General features: G+C 70.9%; 13 protein-coding genes. 6 read left to right on the forward strand and 7 right to left on the reverse strand.

Annotated features, from left to right (window positions below; translation table 11 throughout):
- Positions 1 to 28 precede the first annotated feature (28 nt).
- From P3T37_RS32560 to lysS, 3 genes are all read left to right on the forward strand, one after another.
- Positions 29 to 1,969 carry a putative Ig domain-containing protein gene (locus P3T37_RS32560; RefSeq protein ID WP_280727530.1) on the forward strand — a complete coding sequence of 647 codons (1,941 nt, stop codon included), beginning with the start codon at positions 29 to 31 and terminating at the stop codon, positions 1,967 to 1,969.
- A 112-nt stretch (positions 1,970 to 2,081) separates the two neighbouring features.
- Complete coding sequence (locus P3T37_RS32565) at positions 2,082 to 3,533, forward strand: amidase (protein ID WP_280727531.1); 1,452 nt, start codon at positions 2,082 to 2,084, stop codon at positions 3,531 to 3,533.
- 634 nt (positions 3,534 to 4,167) lie between these two features.
- Entirely contained in the window at positions 4,168 to 5,832 is a 1,665-nt protein-coding gene (gene lysS / locus P3T37_RS32570; RefSeq protein WP_280727532.1) for a lysine--tRNA ligase, read from the forward strand.
- A gap of 218 nt (positions 5,833 to 6,050) precedes the next feature.
- Here lysS and glmS read toward each other — a convergent pair whose 3' ends face one another.
- The 5 genes from glmS to P3T37_RS32595 form a co-directional block, all read right to left on the reverse strand.
- A complete protein-coding gene (gene glmS, locus P3T37_RS32575; protein WP_280727533.1) occupies positions 6,051 to 7,877 on the reverse strand; it encodes a glutamine--fructose-6-phosphate transaminase (isomerizing) in 1,827 nt (608 codons plus the stop codon).
- Between the two features lie 40 nt (positions 7,878 to 7,917).
- Positions 7,918 to 8,196 (reverse strand): hypothetical protein, encoded by a 279-nt coding sequence (locus P3T37_RS32580; RefSeq protein ID WP_280727534.1) that lies wholly within the window; start codon positions 8,194 to 8,196, stop codon positions 7,918 to 7,920.
- A 70-nt stretch (positions 8,197 to 8,266) separates the two neighbouring features.
- On the reverse strand, positions 8,267 to 8,749 hold the full coding sequence (locus tag P3T37_RS32585; protein ID WP_280727535.1) for a DUF6114 domain-containing protein: 483 nt from the start codon (positions 8,747 to 8,749) through the stop codon (positions 8,267 to 8,269).
- Between the two features lie 2 nt (positions 8,750 to 8,751).
- Positions 8,752 to 9,378 carry a DUF6230 family protein gene (locus tag P3T37_RS32590; RefSeq protein WP_280727536.1) on the reverse strand — a complete coding sequence of 209 codons (627 nt, stop codon included), beginning with the start codon at positions 9,376 to 9,378 and terminating at the stop codon, positions 8,752 to 8,754.
- A gap of 139 nt (positions 9,379 to 9,517) precedes the next feature.
- Complete coding sequence (locus P3T37_RS32595; protein ID WP_280727537.1) at positions 9,518 to 10,387, reverse strand: TetR/AcrR family transcriptional regulator; 870 nt, start codon at positions 10,385 to 10,387, stop codon at positions 9,518 to 9,520.
- Between the two features lie 316 nt (positions 10,388 to 10,703).
- On the opposite strand from P3T37_RS32595, the gene P3T37_RS32600 reads away from it, so the two are divergent.
- A complete protein-coding gene (locus P3T37_RS32600; protein WP_280727538.1) occupies positions 10,704 to 11,621 on the forward strand; it encodes a hypothetical protein in 918 nt (305 codons plus the stop codon).
- A gap of 49 nt (positions 11,622 to 11,670) precedes the next feature.
- Entirely contained in the window at positions 11,671 to 12,345 is a 675-nt protein-coding gene (locus P3T37_RS32605; protein ID WP_280727539.1) for a Tat pathway signal sequence domain protein, read from the forward strand.
- A 26-nt stretch (positions 12,346 to 12,371) separates the two neighbouring features.
- Here the strand turns inward: P3T37_RS32605 and P3T37_RS32610 are convergent, their stop codons facing one another.
- Complete coding sequence (locus P3T37_RS32610) at positions 12,372 to 13,736, reverse strand: FAD-dependent oxidoreductase (RefSeq protein ID WP_280727540.1); 1,365 nt, start codon at positions 13,734 to 13,736, stop codon at positions 12,372 to 12,374.
- Between the two features lie 157 nt (positions 13,737 to 13,893).
- Here P3T37_RS32610 and P3T37_RS32615 point away from each other — a divergent pair, with 157 nt between their 5' ends.
- Positions 13,894 to 15,138, forward strand: a complete 1,245-nt coding sequence (locus tag P3T37_RS32615; protein WP_280727541.1) for a glycosyl hydrolase family 8 — start codon at positions 13,894 to 13,896, stop codon at positions 15,136 to 15,138.
- A 50-nt stretch (positions 15,139 to 15,188) separates the two neighbouring features.
- On the opposite strand, the gene P3T37_RS32620 is transcribed toward P3T37_RS32615, so the two are convergent.
- Complete coding sequence (locus P3T37_RS32620; protein WP_280727542.1) at positions 15,189 to 16,451, reverse strand: MBL fold metallo-hydrolase; 1,263 nt, start codon at positions 16,449 to 16,451, stop codon at positions 15,189 to 15,191.
- Position 16,452 lies beyond the last annotated feature (1 nt).

Here is a 16,452-nt window from a genome sequence, read left to right on the forward strand (position 1 = left end):
CCCGCACCGCCGAGAGTCAGGAACCCCTGTGCCCACAGTCCGCTCCCACCCGGGCGCGCGCCTTCGTCGCGTCCTGCTGGCCGGCCTCGCCCTCGGCGTCGCCACCAGCGGTTTCACCGGCGTCGCCACCCAGGCCATCGCCTCCTCCCCCAGTGCTCCCACTGTTGCCCAGCAGCACCCGTCCTCCGAGGGCTGGCAGCAGATCAACGGCGTCTGGGTCCAACTCGGCGCCACCCGCCCGCACGTGATGCCCAATGCCAAGACCTACACCGCCCAGAAGGCGGCGAACGCGGCCGGCAGCGGCATCGAACGGCCGATGAACAACTACGACCTGCAGATGACCTACCGCGGCGGCCAGGACTCCATCGGCGTCACCACCGGCCAGCCGAAGGTCTACCTGATCTACTGGGGCAGCCAGTGGGGCACCCCCGGCACCGACCCGAGCACCGGCGACACCACGCTCACCGGCGACCCGGACAGCGCCGCGCCCTACCAGCAGGAGTTCTTCAAGGGCCTGGGCAGCACGAACGACACCTGGTCCAAGGTGATGACCCAGTACTGCGAGGGCATCGCCCCCGGCACCGACCAGTGCCCGATCAGCGCCAACCACGTCGGCCTGCCGGTCCAGGGCCAGACCCTGTCCGGCGTCTGGGTGGACAACGCCGCGGCGTCCCCGCAGGCCGCCACCGAACCCCAGATCGCCGCCGAAGTCCTGGCCGCCGCCAAGCACTTCGGCAACGGCGACCCCAACCAGAACCGCAACGTCCAGTACATCATCAACACCCCGAAGGGCGAGGACTCCGACAGCTGGAAGGAGCTCGGCTACTGCGCCTGGCACACCTTCACGCGCAGCTCGTACGGCACGCTCGCCTACACCCTGATGCCCTACCTGACCGACGTCCCCGACTGCGGCACCAACTGGATCAACCCCGGCGCGCGCGGCCGACTGGACGGCTACGGGATCATCGGCGGCCACGAGTACGCCGAGACCATCACCGACCAGAACCCGTCCGGCGCCTGGACCGACGCCACCGGCCAGGAGATCGGCGACAAGTGCTCCTGGATCCCGTTCGGTTCCAACGGCGGGATGTTCAACCTCCAGCTGTCGACCGGTAGTTTCCCGGTGCAGACGATGTGGTCCAACTACGACCACCTGTGCATGGGCACCGACCCGGTCTTCGGCAACAAGGCGCTGCTGGTGACCAAGCCGTGCGACCAGACCACCCAGCGCGGCCAGGCCGTCGACTTCGCCGTCCTGGCCTCCGACTCCGCCGGCCGGCCGATCCGGTACAGCGCCGCGAACCTGCCCGCCGGCCTGCACATCAACGCCGCCACCGGCCGCATCACCGGCACCAGCAACGCCACCGGCACCCGGACGGTCACCGTCACCGGAACCGATGACAAGGGCAACGCCCAGAGCCAGAGCTTCCGTTGGGGCCTCGCCAACGGCCCCCAGGTCGGCTGCGCGCCGATCGAGCAGCTCACCGACCCCGGCTTCGAGAACAGCACCTCCAACCACGGCGCCTGGAACCCCTCGGGCTACAACATCATCACCCCCTCCAGCGCCCACACCCCCCACACCGGCAGCTCGTACGCCTGGCTCGGCCAGGACACCGCCACCGACGACTCCATCACCCAGTGGGTGGAGACCACCCCCGGCTACTCCAAGGAGTCCTTCTCCTTCTGGCTGAACGTCACCGGCGCAGCCCAGGGCGCCACCGCCCCCGGCGGCACCGCGGCCGACACCCTCGCCCTGGAGCTCTACGACCAGTACAGCGGCAAGTACCTTGCCACCGTACGGACTTGGTCCAACCTCAACGCCACCAAGGGCTACCAGCTCCAGTCCTTCGACCTGACGCCCTACGTGGCAGCCGAGTTCGGCTCCACGGTCGGCATCAAGCTGGTCTCCCACTCCACCACCGGCAGGACCGCCTTCCTGATCGACGACGCCTCGGTCCACCTGACCTGAGCCGCCACCGCCCGGCCCCTGCCGCCACCCAGCGGCGCGGGCCGGGCCACCCATCCCCCTTGTGCGAAGCCGCATTTCGTGGCCTGCGCCCGAGGTCGCTACGGTCGGATTCATGACCTGGAACTTCTCGACGGCCGAAGAACTCGCGGCCGCGCTGCGTGCTGGTGACGTGTCCTCGACCGAACTGACCGACGAGGCGATCGCCCGTATCGAGCGGGACGACAAGACGATCAACGCAATCTGCGTGCCGGACTTCGACCGCGCACGGGCCGCCGCGCGCGATGCCGACCAGGCGCGCGCCCGCGGTGAGGACCGACCGCTGCTCGGCATCCCGGTGACGGTCAAGGAGTCCTACAACATCGCCGGACTGCCCACGACCTGGGGCATGCCGCAGCACCGGAACTACCTGCCGGCCGAGGACGCGGTGCAGGTGTCGCGACTCAAGGCCGCAGGCGCGGTGGTGCTCGGCAAGACCAACGTGCCCGTGGGGCTGCAGGATATCCAGAGCTTCAACGAGATCTACGGCACCACCAACAACCCGTGGGACCACCGCCGCACGTCGGGTGGCTCCTCCGGCGGGTCAGCGGCGGCCCTGGCGTCCGGCTTCGGCGCGCTGTCCATCGGCTCCGACCTCGCCGGCTCGTTGCGCACCCCCGCACACTTCTGCGGCATCTACGCGCACAAGCCGACACTCGGGCTGGCGGCGAACCGCGGCATGGTCCTGCCCCCAGCGCCGGCACTGCCGGTCGACCTCGACCTCGCCGTCGTCGGTCCGATGGCACGCAGCGCCCGCGACCTCGCGCTCCTGCTCGACGTCATGGCCGGACCGGACCCGCTGACGCACGGCGTGGCCTACGACCTGCGGCTGCCGCCGGCGCGTCACCAGGAGCTCCGCGACTTCAGGGTCCTGGTCATCGAGGACCATCCGCTCATGGCGACCGGATCCGCCGTGCGGGCGGGCGTCAACCGCGTGGCCGGCGCGCTGGCCGACGGCGGAGCGCGCGTCGAACGGCACAGCGCGCTGCTCCCCGACCTGAGCGAAGCCGCGACGCTCTACATGCAGTTGCTCGTGTCGGGCTCCGTCGCACGCTTTCCCGTCGAAGCGCGCGAGCAGTTGCAGTCACGTGTGGCCGAACTGAGCGAGGACGACCGGAGTCTCGACGCGGCGCGGCTGCGCGGCATGGTGCTCAGCCACAGCGACTGGGTCGAGGTGAACGGCCGTCGCGAGCTCCACCGCCACGGCTGGCGGCAGCTCTTCACCGAGTTCGACGTCGTGGTGTGCCCCGTCACACCCACTCCGGCGTTCCCGCACGACCACCGTCCCAGTCCGCTGGAACGCCGGATCGACGTCGACGGCGTCGAGTACCCGTACTTCGACCAGCTCGTCTGGGCCGGCCTGGCCACCATGCCCGGCCTACCCGCCACCGCCGTCCCGGCGGGCCGCTCCCCCGAGGGCCTGCCGGTCGGAGTGCAGCTCATCGGTCCGATGTTCGAGGACCGCACCCCGCTGCGGCTGGCCGAACTGCTGGAGCAGCGGATCGGCGGCTTCCAACCACCTAAGTAGGCCCGAGAGTCCTCCCCTCCGCGCCACTCCGGGCCACACCCTCGACCGCCAGGCAGATCCCGAAGACACGGTCATGACCGGTCCACCCGTTGACGCGGCCTCGATTGTTGCTGATCTGCACCCGCTTACGGGCCCGGTCCACCGCCGACACCAGGTGCAAGTACACCGTCCCGCCGACCCGCGCGAGAACGATGTCCCCGACCTCCACCCTCGCCGGGTCGACCGGAGCGACGACCACCTGCTGCCGACTGCGTATCAAAGGAACCATCGAGGAGCCACTCGGCCGAAACTCCACCGTTGCCCCACCAGCAACTCTGCCTGCGACTGCATCCAACATGCCCATCCGCCGATAGTGCCCAACCGGAACTCGCCGCGAGGTGGAATTTTTTGCGGCCGACGACAGCTCCTTCACCAACTGCGCGTCGGCACGGCCGCCGCGCCGGCCGTCGCAGCCAGCCTCTCAGCCAGGCTGGCGGACCACGATGAAGTCACGGTTCGTCACGAAGGCCAGACCAGGGTGCCAGTGGAACAACCGGCCGGAGGGTAAGGCCCGTTCGGGTGTTGGCGAACCTCCCCACTCCAGCTGCCCGTATCCTTCAGGAGTCCCAGTGGGCGATATACCAGGAGGTAGAACGTGGCCGGCGTGAAGCAAGGCGATTGGGTGGTCGCGGCAGCGGACCAGGTCATCGCCGAGGGCAAACGCCGTGGCCCTGACTCGCCCCTGGTCTGCGCGTCCGGCATCAGCCCGTCAGGGCCGATCCACTTGGGCAACCTGCGCGAGATCATGGTGCCGCACTTCGTCGCCGACGAGATCCGGCGTCGCGGGCTGGAGTGCAAGCACGTCCTGTCCTGGGACGACTACGACCGGCTCCGCAAGGTCCCGGCCGGACTGCCCGCGTCGTTCGCCGAGCACATCGGGCGTCCGCTGACCTCGGTACCCGACCCATGCGGTGAACATTCGAGCTGGGCGGAGCACTTCAAGATCCCGTTCCGCGCCGCACTCGCGGAGCTCGGCGTAGAGGTCACCGAGATCAGCCAGACGCAGATGTACACCTCGGGCGCGTACCGCGAGCAGATTCTGCACGCGATGCGAAGCCGGGAAAAGATCGACGATGTCCTCGGCCGCTACCGCACCGCCAAGAAGGCGGAGGTGGCGGAAGCAGAGGAGGGCGACAGCGACGAGGAAAGCGCAGGCAGCAGCTACTACCCGTACAAGCCGTACTGCGCAGCCTGCGGGCGGGACACCACCACCGTCAGCTCCTTCGAAGAGACCACCACCGAGATCCGCTACAGCTGCCAGTGCGGGCACCAGGACGGATTTGCGCTCGGGCAGGCCGACGGCGGCAAGCTGGTGTGGAAGGTCGACTGGCCGATGCGCTGGGCGTACGAAGGCGTCACCTTCGAGGCCGGCGGCGTCGACCACTCCTCCCCCGGTTCCAGCTTCACCGTCGGCTCGCAGCTCGTGCGGGAGATCTTCGACGGCCAGCCGCCCTCCTACCTGGGCTACTCCTTCGTCGGCATCAGCGGCGCCGCCAAGATGAGCGGATCGGCCGGCGGAGCCCCCACTCCCGCCGATGCACTGCAGATCCTGGAGGCGCCGCTGCTGCGCTGGGTGTACGCGCGGCGCAAGCCGAACCAGGCGATCACCGTGGCCTTCGACCAGGAGGTCAACCGCCTGTACGACGAGTGGGATGCCGTCGGCCGCAGGGTCGCCGCCGGGCTTGCCGACGACTGGGAGCAGAGCGTACGCGCGCGCTCGGTGGGCTCCGCGACTCGCCCCCTGCCCGCCACCGTGCAGGTCCTACCCTTCCGAACGCTCGCCTCCGTGGTGGACATCACCACCGGCCATGACGAGCAGACGCTTCGCATCCTGCGGGACTTCACCGTGGACGAGCCGCTGGCGAGTCTGGATCAGGCCCGCCCGAGGCTCGACCGCGCGCAGGCCTGGGTGAACGGACACGTGCCCGCTGAGGAGCGCACCCAGGTACGGACCGAACCGGACCGCGAGCGCCTGGACCGCCTGTCACCGACCGAGCGTGAGGCACTCAAGCTGCTGGTCGACGGGCTGGAGGAGCACTGGTCCCTGCCGGGGCTCACGTCGCTCCTCTACGGGGTGCCGAAGCTGCAGGCCGGTCTGGCGTTGGACGCGCCCGCTTCGCCGGAGCTGAAGACGGCACAGCGTGCGCTGTTCTCGCTGCTGTACACGCTGCTCGTCGGTCGCGACACTGGTCCGCGGCTTCCGACGCTGCTGCTGGCGCTCGGCGCGGACCGCATCAGGAGGCTGCTGAGCTTCGCATGAGCGAAGCGGGGCGGGGTCCAATTCACGGACCCCGCCCCGCTTCGCAGCTGGGACCACAGCAATGCGAGCCGCGCCTGCTCCGACCCTGCAGAAACGATCTCCCGCGCCTTGGCTGCCACCTCACCCCCTGCCCGACACCATCTCGACGGCACGCTTCTCGGGAAGCAGAAAGACCCCGGCGCGCTCGGCGCCGGGGTCCATTCTCAACTGTGCTACTACTACTCGACGGTGACGCTCTTGGCGAGGTTGCGGGGCTTGTCGACGTCGCGCTCCAGGGCCACGGCTGCGTGGTAGGAGAAGAGCTGGAGCGGGATGTTGAGGAGCAGCGGGTCGAGCTCGGGCTCGTTCTTGGGGACGACGATGCAGTGGTTGGCGAGCTTCGGGTCGTGGACGCGGTGGCCGACGGCCAGCACGCGGCCGGCGCGGGCGCGGATCTCGCCGAGGGTGGTGAGGTTCTTGTCGAGCAGTTCGTCGTCCGGAACCAGGGCCACGGTGGGGAGTTCGGGGCTGATCAGGGCCAGCGGGCCGTGCTTGAGCTCGCTGGCGGGGTAGGCCTCGGCGTGCACGTAGCTGATCTCCTTCAGCTTCTGCGCGCCCTCGCGGGCCACCGGGTAGCCGCGCACCCGGCCGATGAACATCATGCCCTGGCAGTTGGCGTACTCGGCGGCGAGTTCGGCGATCTGCTTCTCCTGCTCCAGGATCTCGCGGATCTGGTCGGGCAGCGCCTTGAGGCCGTCGACGATCCGGCGGCCGTCGGCGGGCGAGAGGTCGTGGATGCGTCCGAAGTGCAGGGCGAGCAGGGCGAAAGCGACCACGGTGGAGGTGAAGGCCTTGGTGGAGGCGACCGAGATCTCCGGCCCGGCGTGCAGGTAGATCCCGCCGTCGCAGGCACGCGCGATGGCGCTGCCGACGGTGTTGACCACGCCGAGCACCCGGCCGCCCTTGCGCTTGACCTCCTGCACGGCGGCCAGCGTGTCGTAGGTCTCGCCGGACTGGCTGACCGCGACGTAGAGGGTGTCCGCCTCGATCACCGGGTTGCGGTAGCGGAACTCGGAGGCCGGCTCGCTGTCGGCGGGGATCCGGGCCAGCTCCTCGATCAGCTGCGCGCCCATTTGGCCCGCGTAGTAGGCCGATCCGCATCCGATGATCTTCACGCGGCGGATGTCGCGCAGCTCGCGGGCGTCCAGGTTGAGGCCGCCCAGGTGCGCGGTGGCGAAGCGCTCGTCCAGTCGGCCGCTGAGGGTGCGCTCCACGGCGGCGGGCTGCTCGTGGATCTCCTTGCCGAGGAAGTGCGAGTGGCCGGCGGTGTCGTAGGAGTCGATCTCCCAGTCCACGATGGAGGGCTGACGGGTCGTCGGGCGGGCGTCCTCGGTGAAGGTGCGGAAGCCGTCGGCCCGGACGGTGGCCAGCTCGCCGTCCTCCAGGTGGACCACCTGGCGGGTGTAGCGGACCAGCGCGGCGACGTCGGAGGCGACGAACATCTCCTTCTCGCCGATCCCCAGCACGATCGGGCTGCCGTTGCGGGCGACCACGATCCGGTCGGGCTGCTCGGCGTCCAGGACGGCGATGCCGTAGGTGCCGACCACCAGCTTGAGGGCGGAGCGGACGGCCTCCTCCAGGTCGGTGCCCTCGGCGGCGTGGGCCGCGATCAGGTGGACCAGCACCTCGGTGTCGGTCTCCGAGGCGAAGACCGCGCCCTCGGCGGTGAGCCGCTCGCGCAGCTGGTCGGCGTTCTCGATGATGCCGTTGTGCACGACCGCGAAGCGCTCGGCGTTGTCCAGGTGCGGGTGGGCGTTGGCGTCGCTGGGCTCGCCGTGGGTGGCCCAGCGGGTGTGCCCGATGCCGGTGGTGCCCTTGAAGCGGGCGGGCACGGCGGCGGCCAGGTCGGCGACGCGGCCCTTGGTCTTGCGGACCTTGAGGCCGGCGGCCTTGCCGGTGACGGCCACGCCGGCGGAGTCGTAGCCGCGGTACTCCAGCCGTTGCAGGCCCTCCAGCAGGAACGGGGTGGCGTCCTTGGGACCGATGTAGGCGACGATTCCGCACATACTGGGCAGGCTCCTGAGGGTCGGTGGGTCAGTGCATGGGTCAGCTGTAGACGATGCGGCGCAGCTGCCGCAGGGACAGCTCGGGCGCCGCGACCCGGCGGGTCGGCAGCTCCTGCGCGATCCGGGTGAAGATCTGCTCGTTGGTCAGGCCGCGCGCCTGGAGTTCGGCGTGTCGGCGCTGGACGTACTCGGTGGCGGTCTCGGAGAAGTAGGCCAGCACCTCGGCGACCACCCGGGCCGCCTCGCCCGGACCGAGCGCGCTGGTGCGGGTCAGGTGGGCGAGCAGATCCCCGTGCGGGGGCGGCGGTGAGGTGGGCACGGAGAGAGAGCCTAGGTCGATCTACGGGGAAAACAAAGAATCCTGCCCGGAATCGGGCAGGATTCTCCGTCTAATGCCGTAACCCGCCATACGCCGGGGTGGCCGACCGGTCCCGGCGGCGGCGCAGCAGCCCGCGCCGGGCGGGCCGGTCGGGCTGGTCGGGCAGCCAGCCGAAGCTGAGGCTGCTGCCGATCAGGCCGAGCAGCAGGCCCAGCAGGAAACCCCCGAGGTTGGAAGTGATCCAGGTGCCCAGGGTGAGCAGCACGGCGAGGATCGAGTAGAAGAGCCGCTGGGCCGGGTTGAAGAGGATCAGCAGGCCGCAGAGCACCAGGACCGTGGGGACCAGGTACCCGGCCAGGCCCATCATGCCGATCCGCAGCACGACCGGCAGCGGGGCCCGCTCGGTGAAGAGGATCTCGGCGCCGGCCAGGGTGACCAGCAGGCCGCCCCAGAACGGCCGCCGCCCGCGCCAGGCGGCGAAGGCCCCGGCCCCGGTGAGGGTGGGCGGAGGGGACGAAGGCTCCGGCGGCAGGTCGGGGGCGGCGTCCGTCATCCTCAGCAGCCCGAGTTGTCGAAGCTCAGGTGGAGCCCGGGCAGCTTGAACGACGCGGCCGTGGTCGCGTAGTTGTCCTGCCGCAGGTTCTTGATGTCGACGGTGTCCGCCTGCTGCCCGAAGACGCCGGCCGGCCCGGCCACGCCGGCCTCGGTGAAGGTACTGGCGTCCCCGCCGATCTGGATGTTCGAGAAGGACGCATCACCGGAGAGCAGGTCGGAGTCGGTGGTCAGATTGGTCGCGGTCACCGGGGTGGTCGCCGTGCCGGCCCGGATCACCAGGTTGGTGCCGCCCAGGTTGACGCTCTGGCAGAGGTTGGTGAGCGAGGCGCTCTTGATCGCGGAGACCGCCACGATCACCTGGCCGCCGGTGCTGCCGGCGTTCGGGCTGTTGTCGATCATGTTGTCCAGCCCGCCGAACTGCTCGAACCCGGAGCCGTTCAACTCGTCCGCGGTGACCGTGAAGGCCATCCCGGAGATGGCGAACTGGGAGGCGAGCACGCCCTGGGCGGAGAGTCCCATCAGGACGCCGCCGGCCACGCAGGCCGGGATCGCCATCAGCGCGGCGCGGCGCAGTCGGACCCGGCCGCGCGGGGCCGGAGGTGTGGGCACGTTCTCGGAGGTGGCCATGCATGCTCCCGGGATTGACGAGGACCTGTGGTCGCCGACACGTTGCCCTGGCGCGGACAGCGCCCACGGATGTCGTCAATCACAGTCCCTGGCAGAGGAGTTGGTGATCCAGATCACATCCATGGCAGCTGACTGGAAGTTACCTCGCAGTAGACGGAGGGTCAAGGGGCACGCGCGGGCCCGGCCTGCGCTGCGGCGGAACCGCCCGGCGCGGTACGGGTCGCGCGGCCGCGCCCGCCGCACCCGCCGATGCGTCCAGCGTGCAGGCCAGCACGGGTCTGGACCACGGCGCCCCGGTGGCGTCGGCCAGCTCCAGCCGTCGCACCGCCTCGGCCGGGCCGAGGAAGGGCGACAGCGCGAAGAGCGCCAACGTCGGGAGCAGATCCGGGAGTTCCTCGTGCCGATCGGTGGCGATGCACCGGTAGATGGTCGAGTAGATCCCGCCCACCACGGTGTCCGTCAGCAGCTCGGCGCTGACTCCCGCCGGAGGCGCAGGGCAGTCCGCGAAGAGCCGGCGGAACCGGCTCAGCAGCCGTTCGCGCACCTGCCGCCCGGCCGGCCCCAGCGCGTCCACCTCGACCACGGCCATGGTGGCGAAGGCGGGCACCTCGGCGAGGATGTCGAGCAGCGCGTGCAGGGCCGCCCGGACGCCGGCGCACCAGTCGCCCTGGGCCGCGAAGGCCTCCTCCATCCGCCGGATCACCACCGCCGTGCCGTGCCGGTGGGCGGCCAGGAACGCCTCCTCCTTGCCGCTGAACTGCTCGTAGAACACCGGCCTGGTCACACCCGCCGCCCGGCAGATGTCGCTGACCCGCGCACCGCCGTAGCCGCTGCGCGCGACGGTGTGCACCACGCCGTCCAGCAGCCGGTCGCGCTGGGTGGCCGCCACCACCTCCGGAGGCAGCCGGCTGGGGCCGCGGCGGATCGACCGGGACGGGTCCCGGCCGTTGCGGGTGCCCGGCAGCAGGACGTCGGCGGGGGCTGCACCGAACTCAAGATTTATCTTCAACTTCCGCTCCACCCATTGACGCTGACGCTGAATCAGGTTTAGAACCTTCACAGGTTTTCAATATTTTCGGCCCTGTTGCCACACGTGACAGCGCCGCTCCGCAGCCCGCCAAGCGGGCCCCGGGGGTGGGGACGCCGAGTCCCCAGTATGGCGAAGGCCGGGCGCGCTGGCAGCCGTCCGGACCCGTCGGACAGTTCCGCGTACCGCTCGTGGCGCCGAGCGAACGCACGGTCCGCTCCCACCCCCGGCCCACCCGCCCCGCAGTCGGCTGTGTTACTCACTCACGTCCACCCCCGTGCCGCGAGGAGTACCCGTCATGACGCGAACCCTGCTCTCCCTCAAGCGACTTGCGCCACTCGCTGCCGCCGCAGCCATGCTGCTGGCGGCGGCCGGACCGGCCGGCGCAGCCACCGCTCCCGGCGGCCCGTACGCCGGGATGGGCGGCTGCCCGCTCAACTCGGCCCAACTACAGGACCCGAGCGACCTCCAGGTCGGCTGCGTGGTCTCGGTGACCCACACCGGCAGCTTCACCATCGGCACCACCACCGTTCCGCTCACCTCCGCGATCACGCTGCAGTTCGGCGTCTACTGGGACAAGTCCGCCCCTGTGGTGAACTTTCCCGACGGCAGCAGCGCCAACCAGTACGCCACGGTCGCACCGACCGGCACGTCACTGCTGAACGCCAAGCCCGCGCAGATCACCATTCCCGGCATCATCAACTTCCTGCCCGGCGTGACGAGTGTCTTCGCCCAGGTCGAGCAGGCCGGTCCGGTCACCGCGTTCACCCCGCTGGCGGCCGGCGAGTCCTATCCGGTCTTCAAACTCCCGGTCAAACTCCACCTGTTCAACGCCTTCTTCGGGCCGCAGTGCTACATCGGCTCCAACAGCTCCCCGATCGTGCTGAGTCCGACCACCGGCACCACGGCGCCGCCCGCGCCAGGCGTGCCGATGAGCGGCGACCCGGGGACGATCGGGGTCGCCGCCGACCCGAACGGCCATGACGCGGTGATCGCCTCGTTCGCCGGTGCGCGGCTGGTGGACAACACGTTCAGCGTGCCGGGCGCCTCGGGCTGCGGCCTGGGCGGCATCCTCGACCCGATCATCGACCTGGTGATGGGCATCCCGGCCGGCGCCGGCACCGGCTCGGTGACCTTCGACCAGACCGACACCTCGCTCGCGCTGGACGGCAGCCTCGCCGACCTCACCGCCGCGCTCAACGCCTCGCACAGCTGAGGCGCCCTCCTACCCCCGCACCCCACCCAGCGGAAAGAAGAGATCCCTGATGCGCAACCGCCTCTACCTCGGCGCGGCCCTGGCCGCCGCGGCCCTCGCCGTCCTGCCCGCGCTGCCCGCCTCCGCCACGACCTCCAGCGTGCTGACGTACGGCTCCGCCGGCGGCACCGCCGTCGCCACCGGCGACGTGCTGACCGCCTCGCTCTCCGGCTCCTCCCTCGCCACCTTCTACTCCACCGCGGCCGGCGGCGTCGGCGTCCAGTGCGCCAGCTCCGGTTTCAGTTCGACCGTCAGCTCGAACCCGTCGGCGCCCGGCACGGCGGTCGAGGCGCTCACCGCGCAGACCTTCGGCTCCTGTGTCCCGGTCGGCATCCCGGGCGTCACCAAGGTGCTCAGCGTGACCGTCAACAACCTCGGCTACGTCAACAGCGTCAGTGACGCGGCCGGCAACCCGGTCACGCTGAGCGCCGGCACGGCGGGCCCGATCCAGACCACCATCGTGCTGCGGTCGCTGCTCGGCAACATCACCTGTACCTACCAGGCCAACCCGGTCAGCCTGGCCGGGACCACCGACAACACCGCGAACACCATCGCCTTCGCCAACCAGTCGTTCTCCCGCAGCAGCGGCCCGGGCACCTGCTTCCCGGCCGGCTACTTCACCGCGACCTACGGTCCGGTGCTCGACACCAGCCAGGCCGGCAGCCCGGCGGTGTGGGTGAACTGACCACCGACCGAAGAGGAGGGCGGCCGCTACCGGCCGAGCCGGTCCGCCGCCTTCCGTGCCGCCACCAGCAGCGGATCCCAGACCGGTGAGAACGGCGGGGCGTAGCTCAGGTCCTGGAAGACCAGCTGCTGCACCGTCAGCCGGGCGCCCAGCGCCACCGCGGCCGCGTCGATCCGCTTGGCCGCACCGGCCCCGCCGACGATCTGCACCCCGAGCAGCCGCCCGGTGCCGTTCTCGGCGAGCATTCTGACCGTCATCCAGGCCGTACCCGGGAAGTAGCCGGCCTGGGTGGTGGACTCGATCACGACGGCGGTCCAGCTCAGGCCGGCCGCCGTCGCCTCGCGCCCGTTCAGCCCGGTGCGGGCGATCTCCAGGTCGCAGACCCTGGTCACCGCGGTGCCCACCACGCCGGGGAAGGCGGCCTGTCCGCCACCCAGGTTGGTGCCGATCACCAGGCCGTGCTTGTTGGCGTGGGTGCCCAGGGCAACGTGCTGGTAGCCGCCGGAGACCAGGTTGAGCACCTCCACGCAGTCACCGCCGGCCCAGATCCCGTCCGCGCCCAGCACCCGCATCCGCTCGTCGGTGCGCAGCCCGCCGTGCGCGCCCAGTGTCAGCCCGGCGGCCCGGGCCAGTGCGGTGCGCGGACGTACGCCCAGACCCAGCACGACCAGGTCCGCCGGGTGCTCGCCGACGGTGCTGCGCACCGCGCGCGGCCGGCCGTCCGGGCCGAGCAGGACCTCCAGCGCCTCGGCGCCGGGCACCATCTCGATGCCGAGCTGCTCCATGCCGCGGCGCACCAGCGCGCCCATGTCCGGGTCCAGCGTGGGCATCGGCTCGGCGGGGCGGGACAGCAGGGTGACCCGCAGGCCGCGCGCCAGCATCGCCTCAGCCATCTCGACGCCGATGTAGCCGCCGCCCACGACGACGGCGCGCTGCACGTCGCGCTCCAGGGTGTCGAGCAGCGCGGCGCCCTCGTCCAGGGTCTGCACGCCGTGCACCCCGGGCGCGTCGAAGCCCGGCAGCGCGGGCCGCACCGCCTCCGCGCCGGTGGCGATCACCAGCTGGTCGTACTCCGTCCACTGCTCGGCGCCGCTCTCCAGGTCGCGGGTGCGGACCCGGCGGCCGACCGGGTCGATCTCCCGCACCTCGGTGCGCAGCCGCAGGTCGATGCCGCGCTCGCGGTGCTGCTCGGGGGTGCGGGCGATCAGCGCGTCGCGCTCGGTGACCGCGCCGCCGGTCCAGTACGGGATGCCGCAGGCCGAGTACGAGGTGAACGAGCCGCGCTCGAAGGCGGTGATCCGCAGCTCGTCCGGCCCGCGCCGGCGGCGCGCCTGCGAGGCGGCGGACATCCCGGCCGCGTCCCCGCCGATGACCACCAGATGTTCCGTCATGCCGCCCGACCTCCTGCATCCGTGGGGCCGTGCGAGCCCCGCCCGCCTCCATCATCAACGTTCGCACGTTCGCACGGGCAGAGTCCCGCGCGAGGTCTTGACATGAACGCCCATAGTTAAGAAACTTTCCTAACTTTCTCCCGGATGAGGAGTATTGATGGCACATCACCTCCGCAAGCTGACCGCCGCCGGCGCCGCCCTCGCGACCACGGCCCTCGGACTGGGGCTGAGCCTGACCGGCGCGACCCCCGCCTCGGCCGCCGCCCACACCGCCCACGCCTTCCCCGTCCACACCGCCTACAAGACCGGCGTCATGCCCTCGGCCTCGCAGTCCTCCCGGGATGCGGCGGTGGAGAAGCAGTACGACTCCTGGAAGTCGACCTACCTGGTCCACGGCTGCGCTTCCAACGAGTACTACGTCTCCACCAAGGGCGACAGCGACGCGCCGAACAACGGTCCGGTCTCCGAGGGCCAGGGCTACGGCATGAACATCGTTCCCCTGATGGCCGGTTACGACGCCAACGCGCAGACCGAGTTCAACGGCCTGTGGCAGCTCGTCAAGGACCACAAGGACCAGTACGGCCTGATGCAGTGGAAGTTGGACGGCAAGACCTGCAAGTACGCCGACAGCGGCACCCCGGACGGCGCGACCGACGGCGACCTGGACGTCGGCTACGGCCTGATCCTGGCCGACAAGCAGTGGGGCGGCTACACCGCCGACGCCAAAGCCTGGCTGGCCGCCTTCTACGCCCACGACGTGGCGCCCGACGGCCACCTGAAGTGCGAGGACGACGGGCCGAACACCGACACCCGCCCCTCCGACATGATGCTCGACCACCTGCGCGCGTTCGCCGCCTACGACACCGCGCACGACTGGAACAAGGTGATCAGCCGCACCGAGGCGGTGATAGCCGAGTTCACCAAGGGCTACTCCGCCACCGGCGGCCTGCTCTCCGACTTCGTGGTGAACGCGAACACCACCAGCCCCAAGCCCGCTCCCGCCAACTACCAGGAGGACCAGCCGGACAACATCGTCGGCTACAACTCCATCCGGGTGCCGTGGCACCTGGGGACCGACGCGCTGGTGTACGGCGGTTCGCAGGCGGCCGTCTCGGAGGCCACCGCCAAGCTCGAATCCGCCTGCCTGAAGAAGGAGTCCGGCGGCAACCCGCAGAAGGTCTACCCGCACACCAAGTTGAACTGCACCGCCTACAGCACCAGCGACCAGGCGGAGGAGGCCGGCGACTCGGTGGGACCTGCCGCGATGGCCGCCGGCGACCAGGCCTGGACGGACGCCATCTGGAAGCAGCTGGGCAGCAACCCGTTCCAGGACGGCTACTTCGGCGAGACCATCAAGACCCTGGTCACCATCGTGATGGCCGGGGACTACTGGGCCCCCTGATCCACCCGTCGTGACGGGCCGTCCCGCAAGTGCGGGACGGCCCTTCCCCTTCAGACCGTGCGCCCCGAGAAGTCGTACGTGCTGCCGTACTCGGCGATCACCCGGGCGATGCCCAGCGGCGGGTGCAGCCGGGTCGGCGAGGTGGTGTGGATCGGGAAGACCGTCTTCGGCCGCATCCGCTCCACCATCGCGTGCAGGTCGCCCTGACTGGCGTGGCCGGAGCAGCCGATCTGCCGCAGCGGCACCCGCAGGGCGGCCAGCCAGTCGGTGAACGGCTCCCAGCGCGGCTCGAACGGGCCCAGCGGCTCGCCGTTGGCGTGCACGAAGACGCTGTCCGGGCCGACCGGCAGGTCCAGCAGGGACGGCAGGTCGGCCGGGTCCGGAACCAGGACGTACGCGGCCGGCGCCGCGTGCACCTCCGACAGGCCGACGGTGTCCACGTCGAGCGCCTCCGCCACGCCCATCAGACGCAGGAACTCCGCGATCGGCGCGGGCCACAGGACGGTGCGCCCGGCGGCCCCGGCGATCTCCAGGAAGGCCCGGACCCGCTCGACGTCCCGCGGGTACATCGACAGCAGCACCAGACCGGGGGTGCTCTCCAGCAGCGCCGCGAAGTCCCGTTCGACGTCGTCCTCGTCGCGCACCCGGTTGTCCCGCTGCTCCCAGCCGAGCGTGGTGCCCTCGGTGACGAGCACCGCGCAGTCGCCGGCCCGGCGCACGAAGTCCCAGGCCCGGTCGGGGTTGCGGCCGTGGAAGCGGATGTCGCCGGTGAAGGCGAGCACGCCGTCGGAGGTGTGCACCAGGTAGCCGCTGGCGCCCGGGACGTCGTGGTCCACGGCGACGCACTCGACCTGCATCGGTCCCACGGCGGTCTTCTGACCGTCCGTCAGGCGCTGCCAGTCCGGGTCGCCGCCGCTGACGCCCGCCCCGGTGCTGCTCAGCGCGCGGAGCACGTCCACCGCGTCGGTGTGCGCGTGCACCGCGATGTCGGGGCGCACGAAGCCCGCCAGGCCGACGTGGTCGATGTGCGGGTGGCTGACGAAGACGGCGGTCGGGGCGACGGCCTCTCCCAGCGGGTCGCCGTCGGTCAGCGCGGCCGGGTCGAAGAGCCCGGGCAGGCGCGGGGCGGCGCCCATCCGCAGCCGGTCGGCCAGTTCGCGCTCCGGCCGGATCCGCACCGGCGGGCGGAACAGGTCCTTGCCCCCGGGGATGTCCAGGCCGATGTCCAGCAGGACGCGGTGGCCCTGGTCGGAGATCAGGATCTTGCTGGATCCGATGACGCCGACGCCTCCCCAGAACTCGATGGAGACCACA

The sequence above is a fragment of the Kitasatospora sp. MAA4 genome, assembly GCF_029893355.1.
GTDB lineage: Bacteria > Actinomycetota > Actinomycetes > Streptomycetales > Streptomycetaceae > Kitasatospora.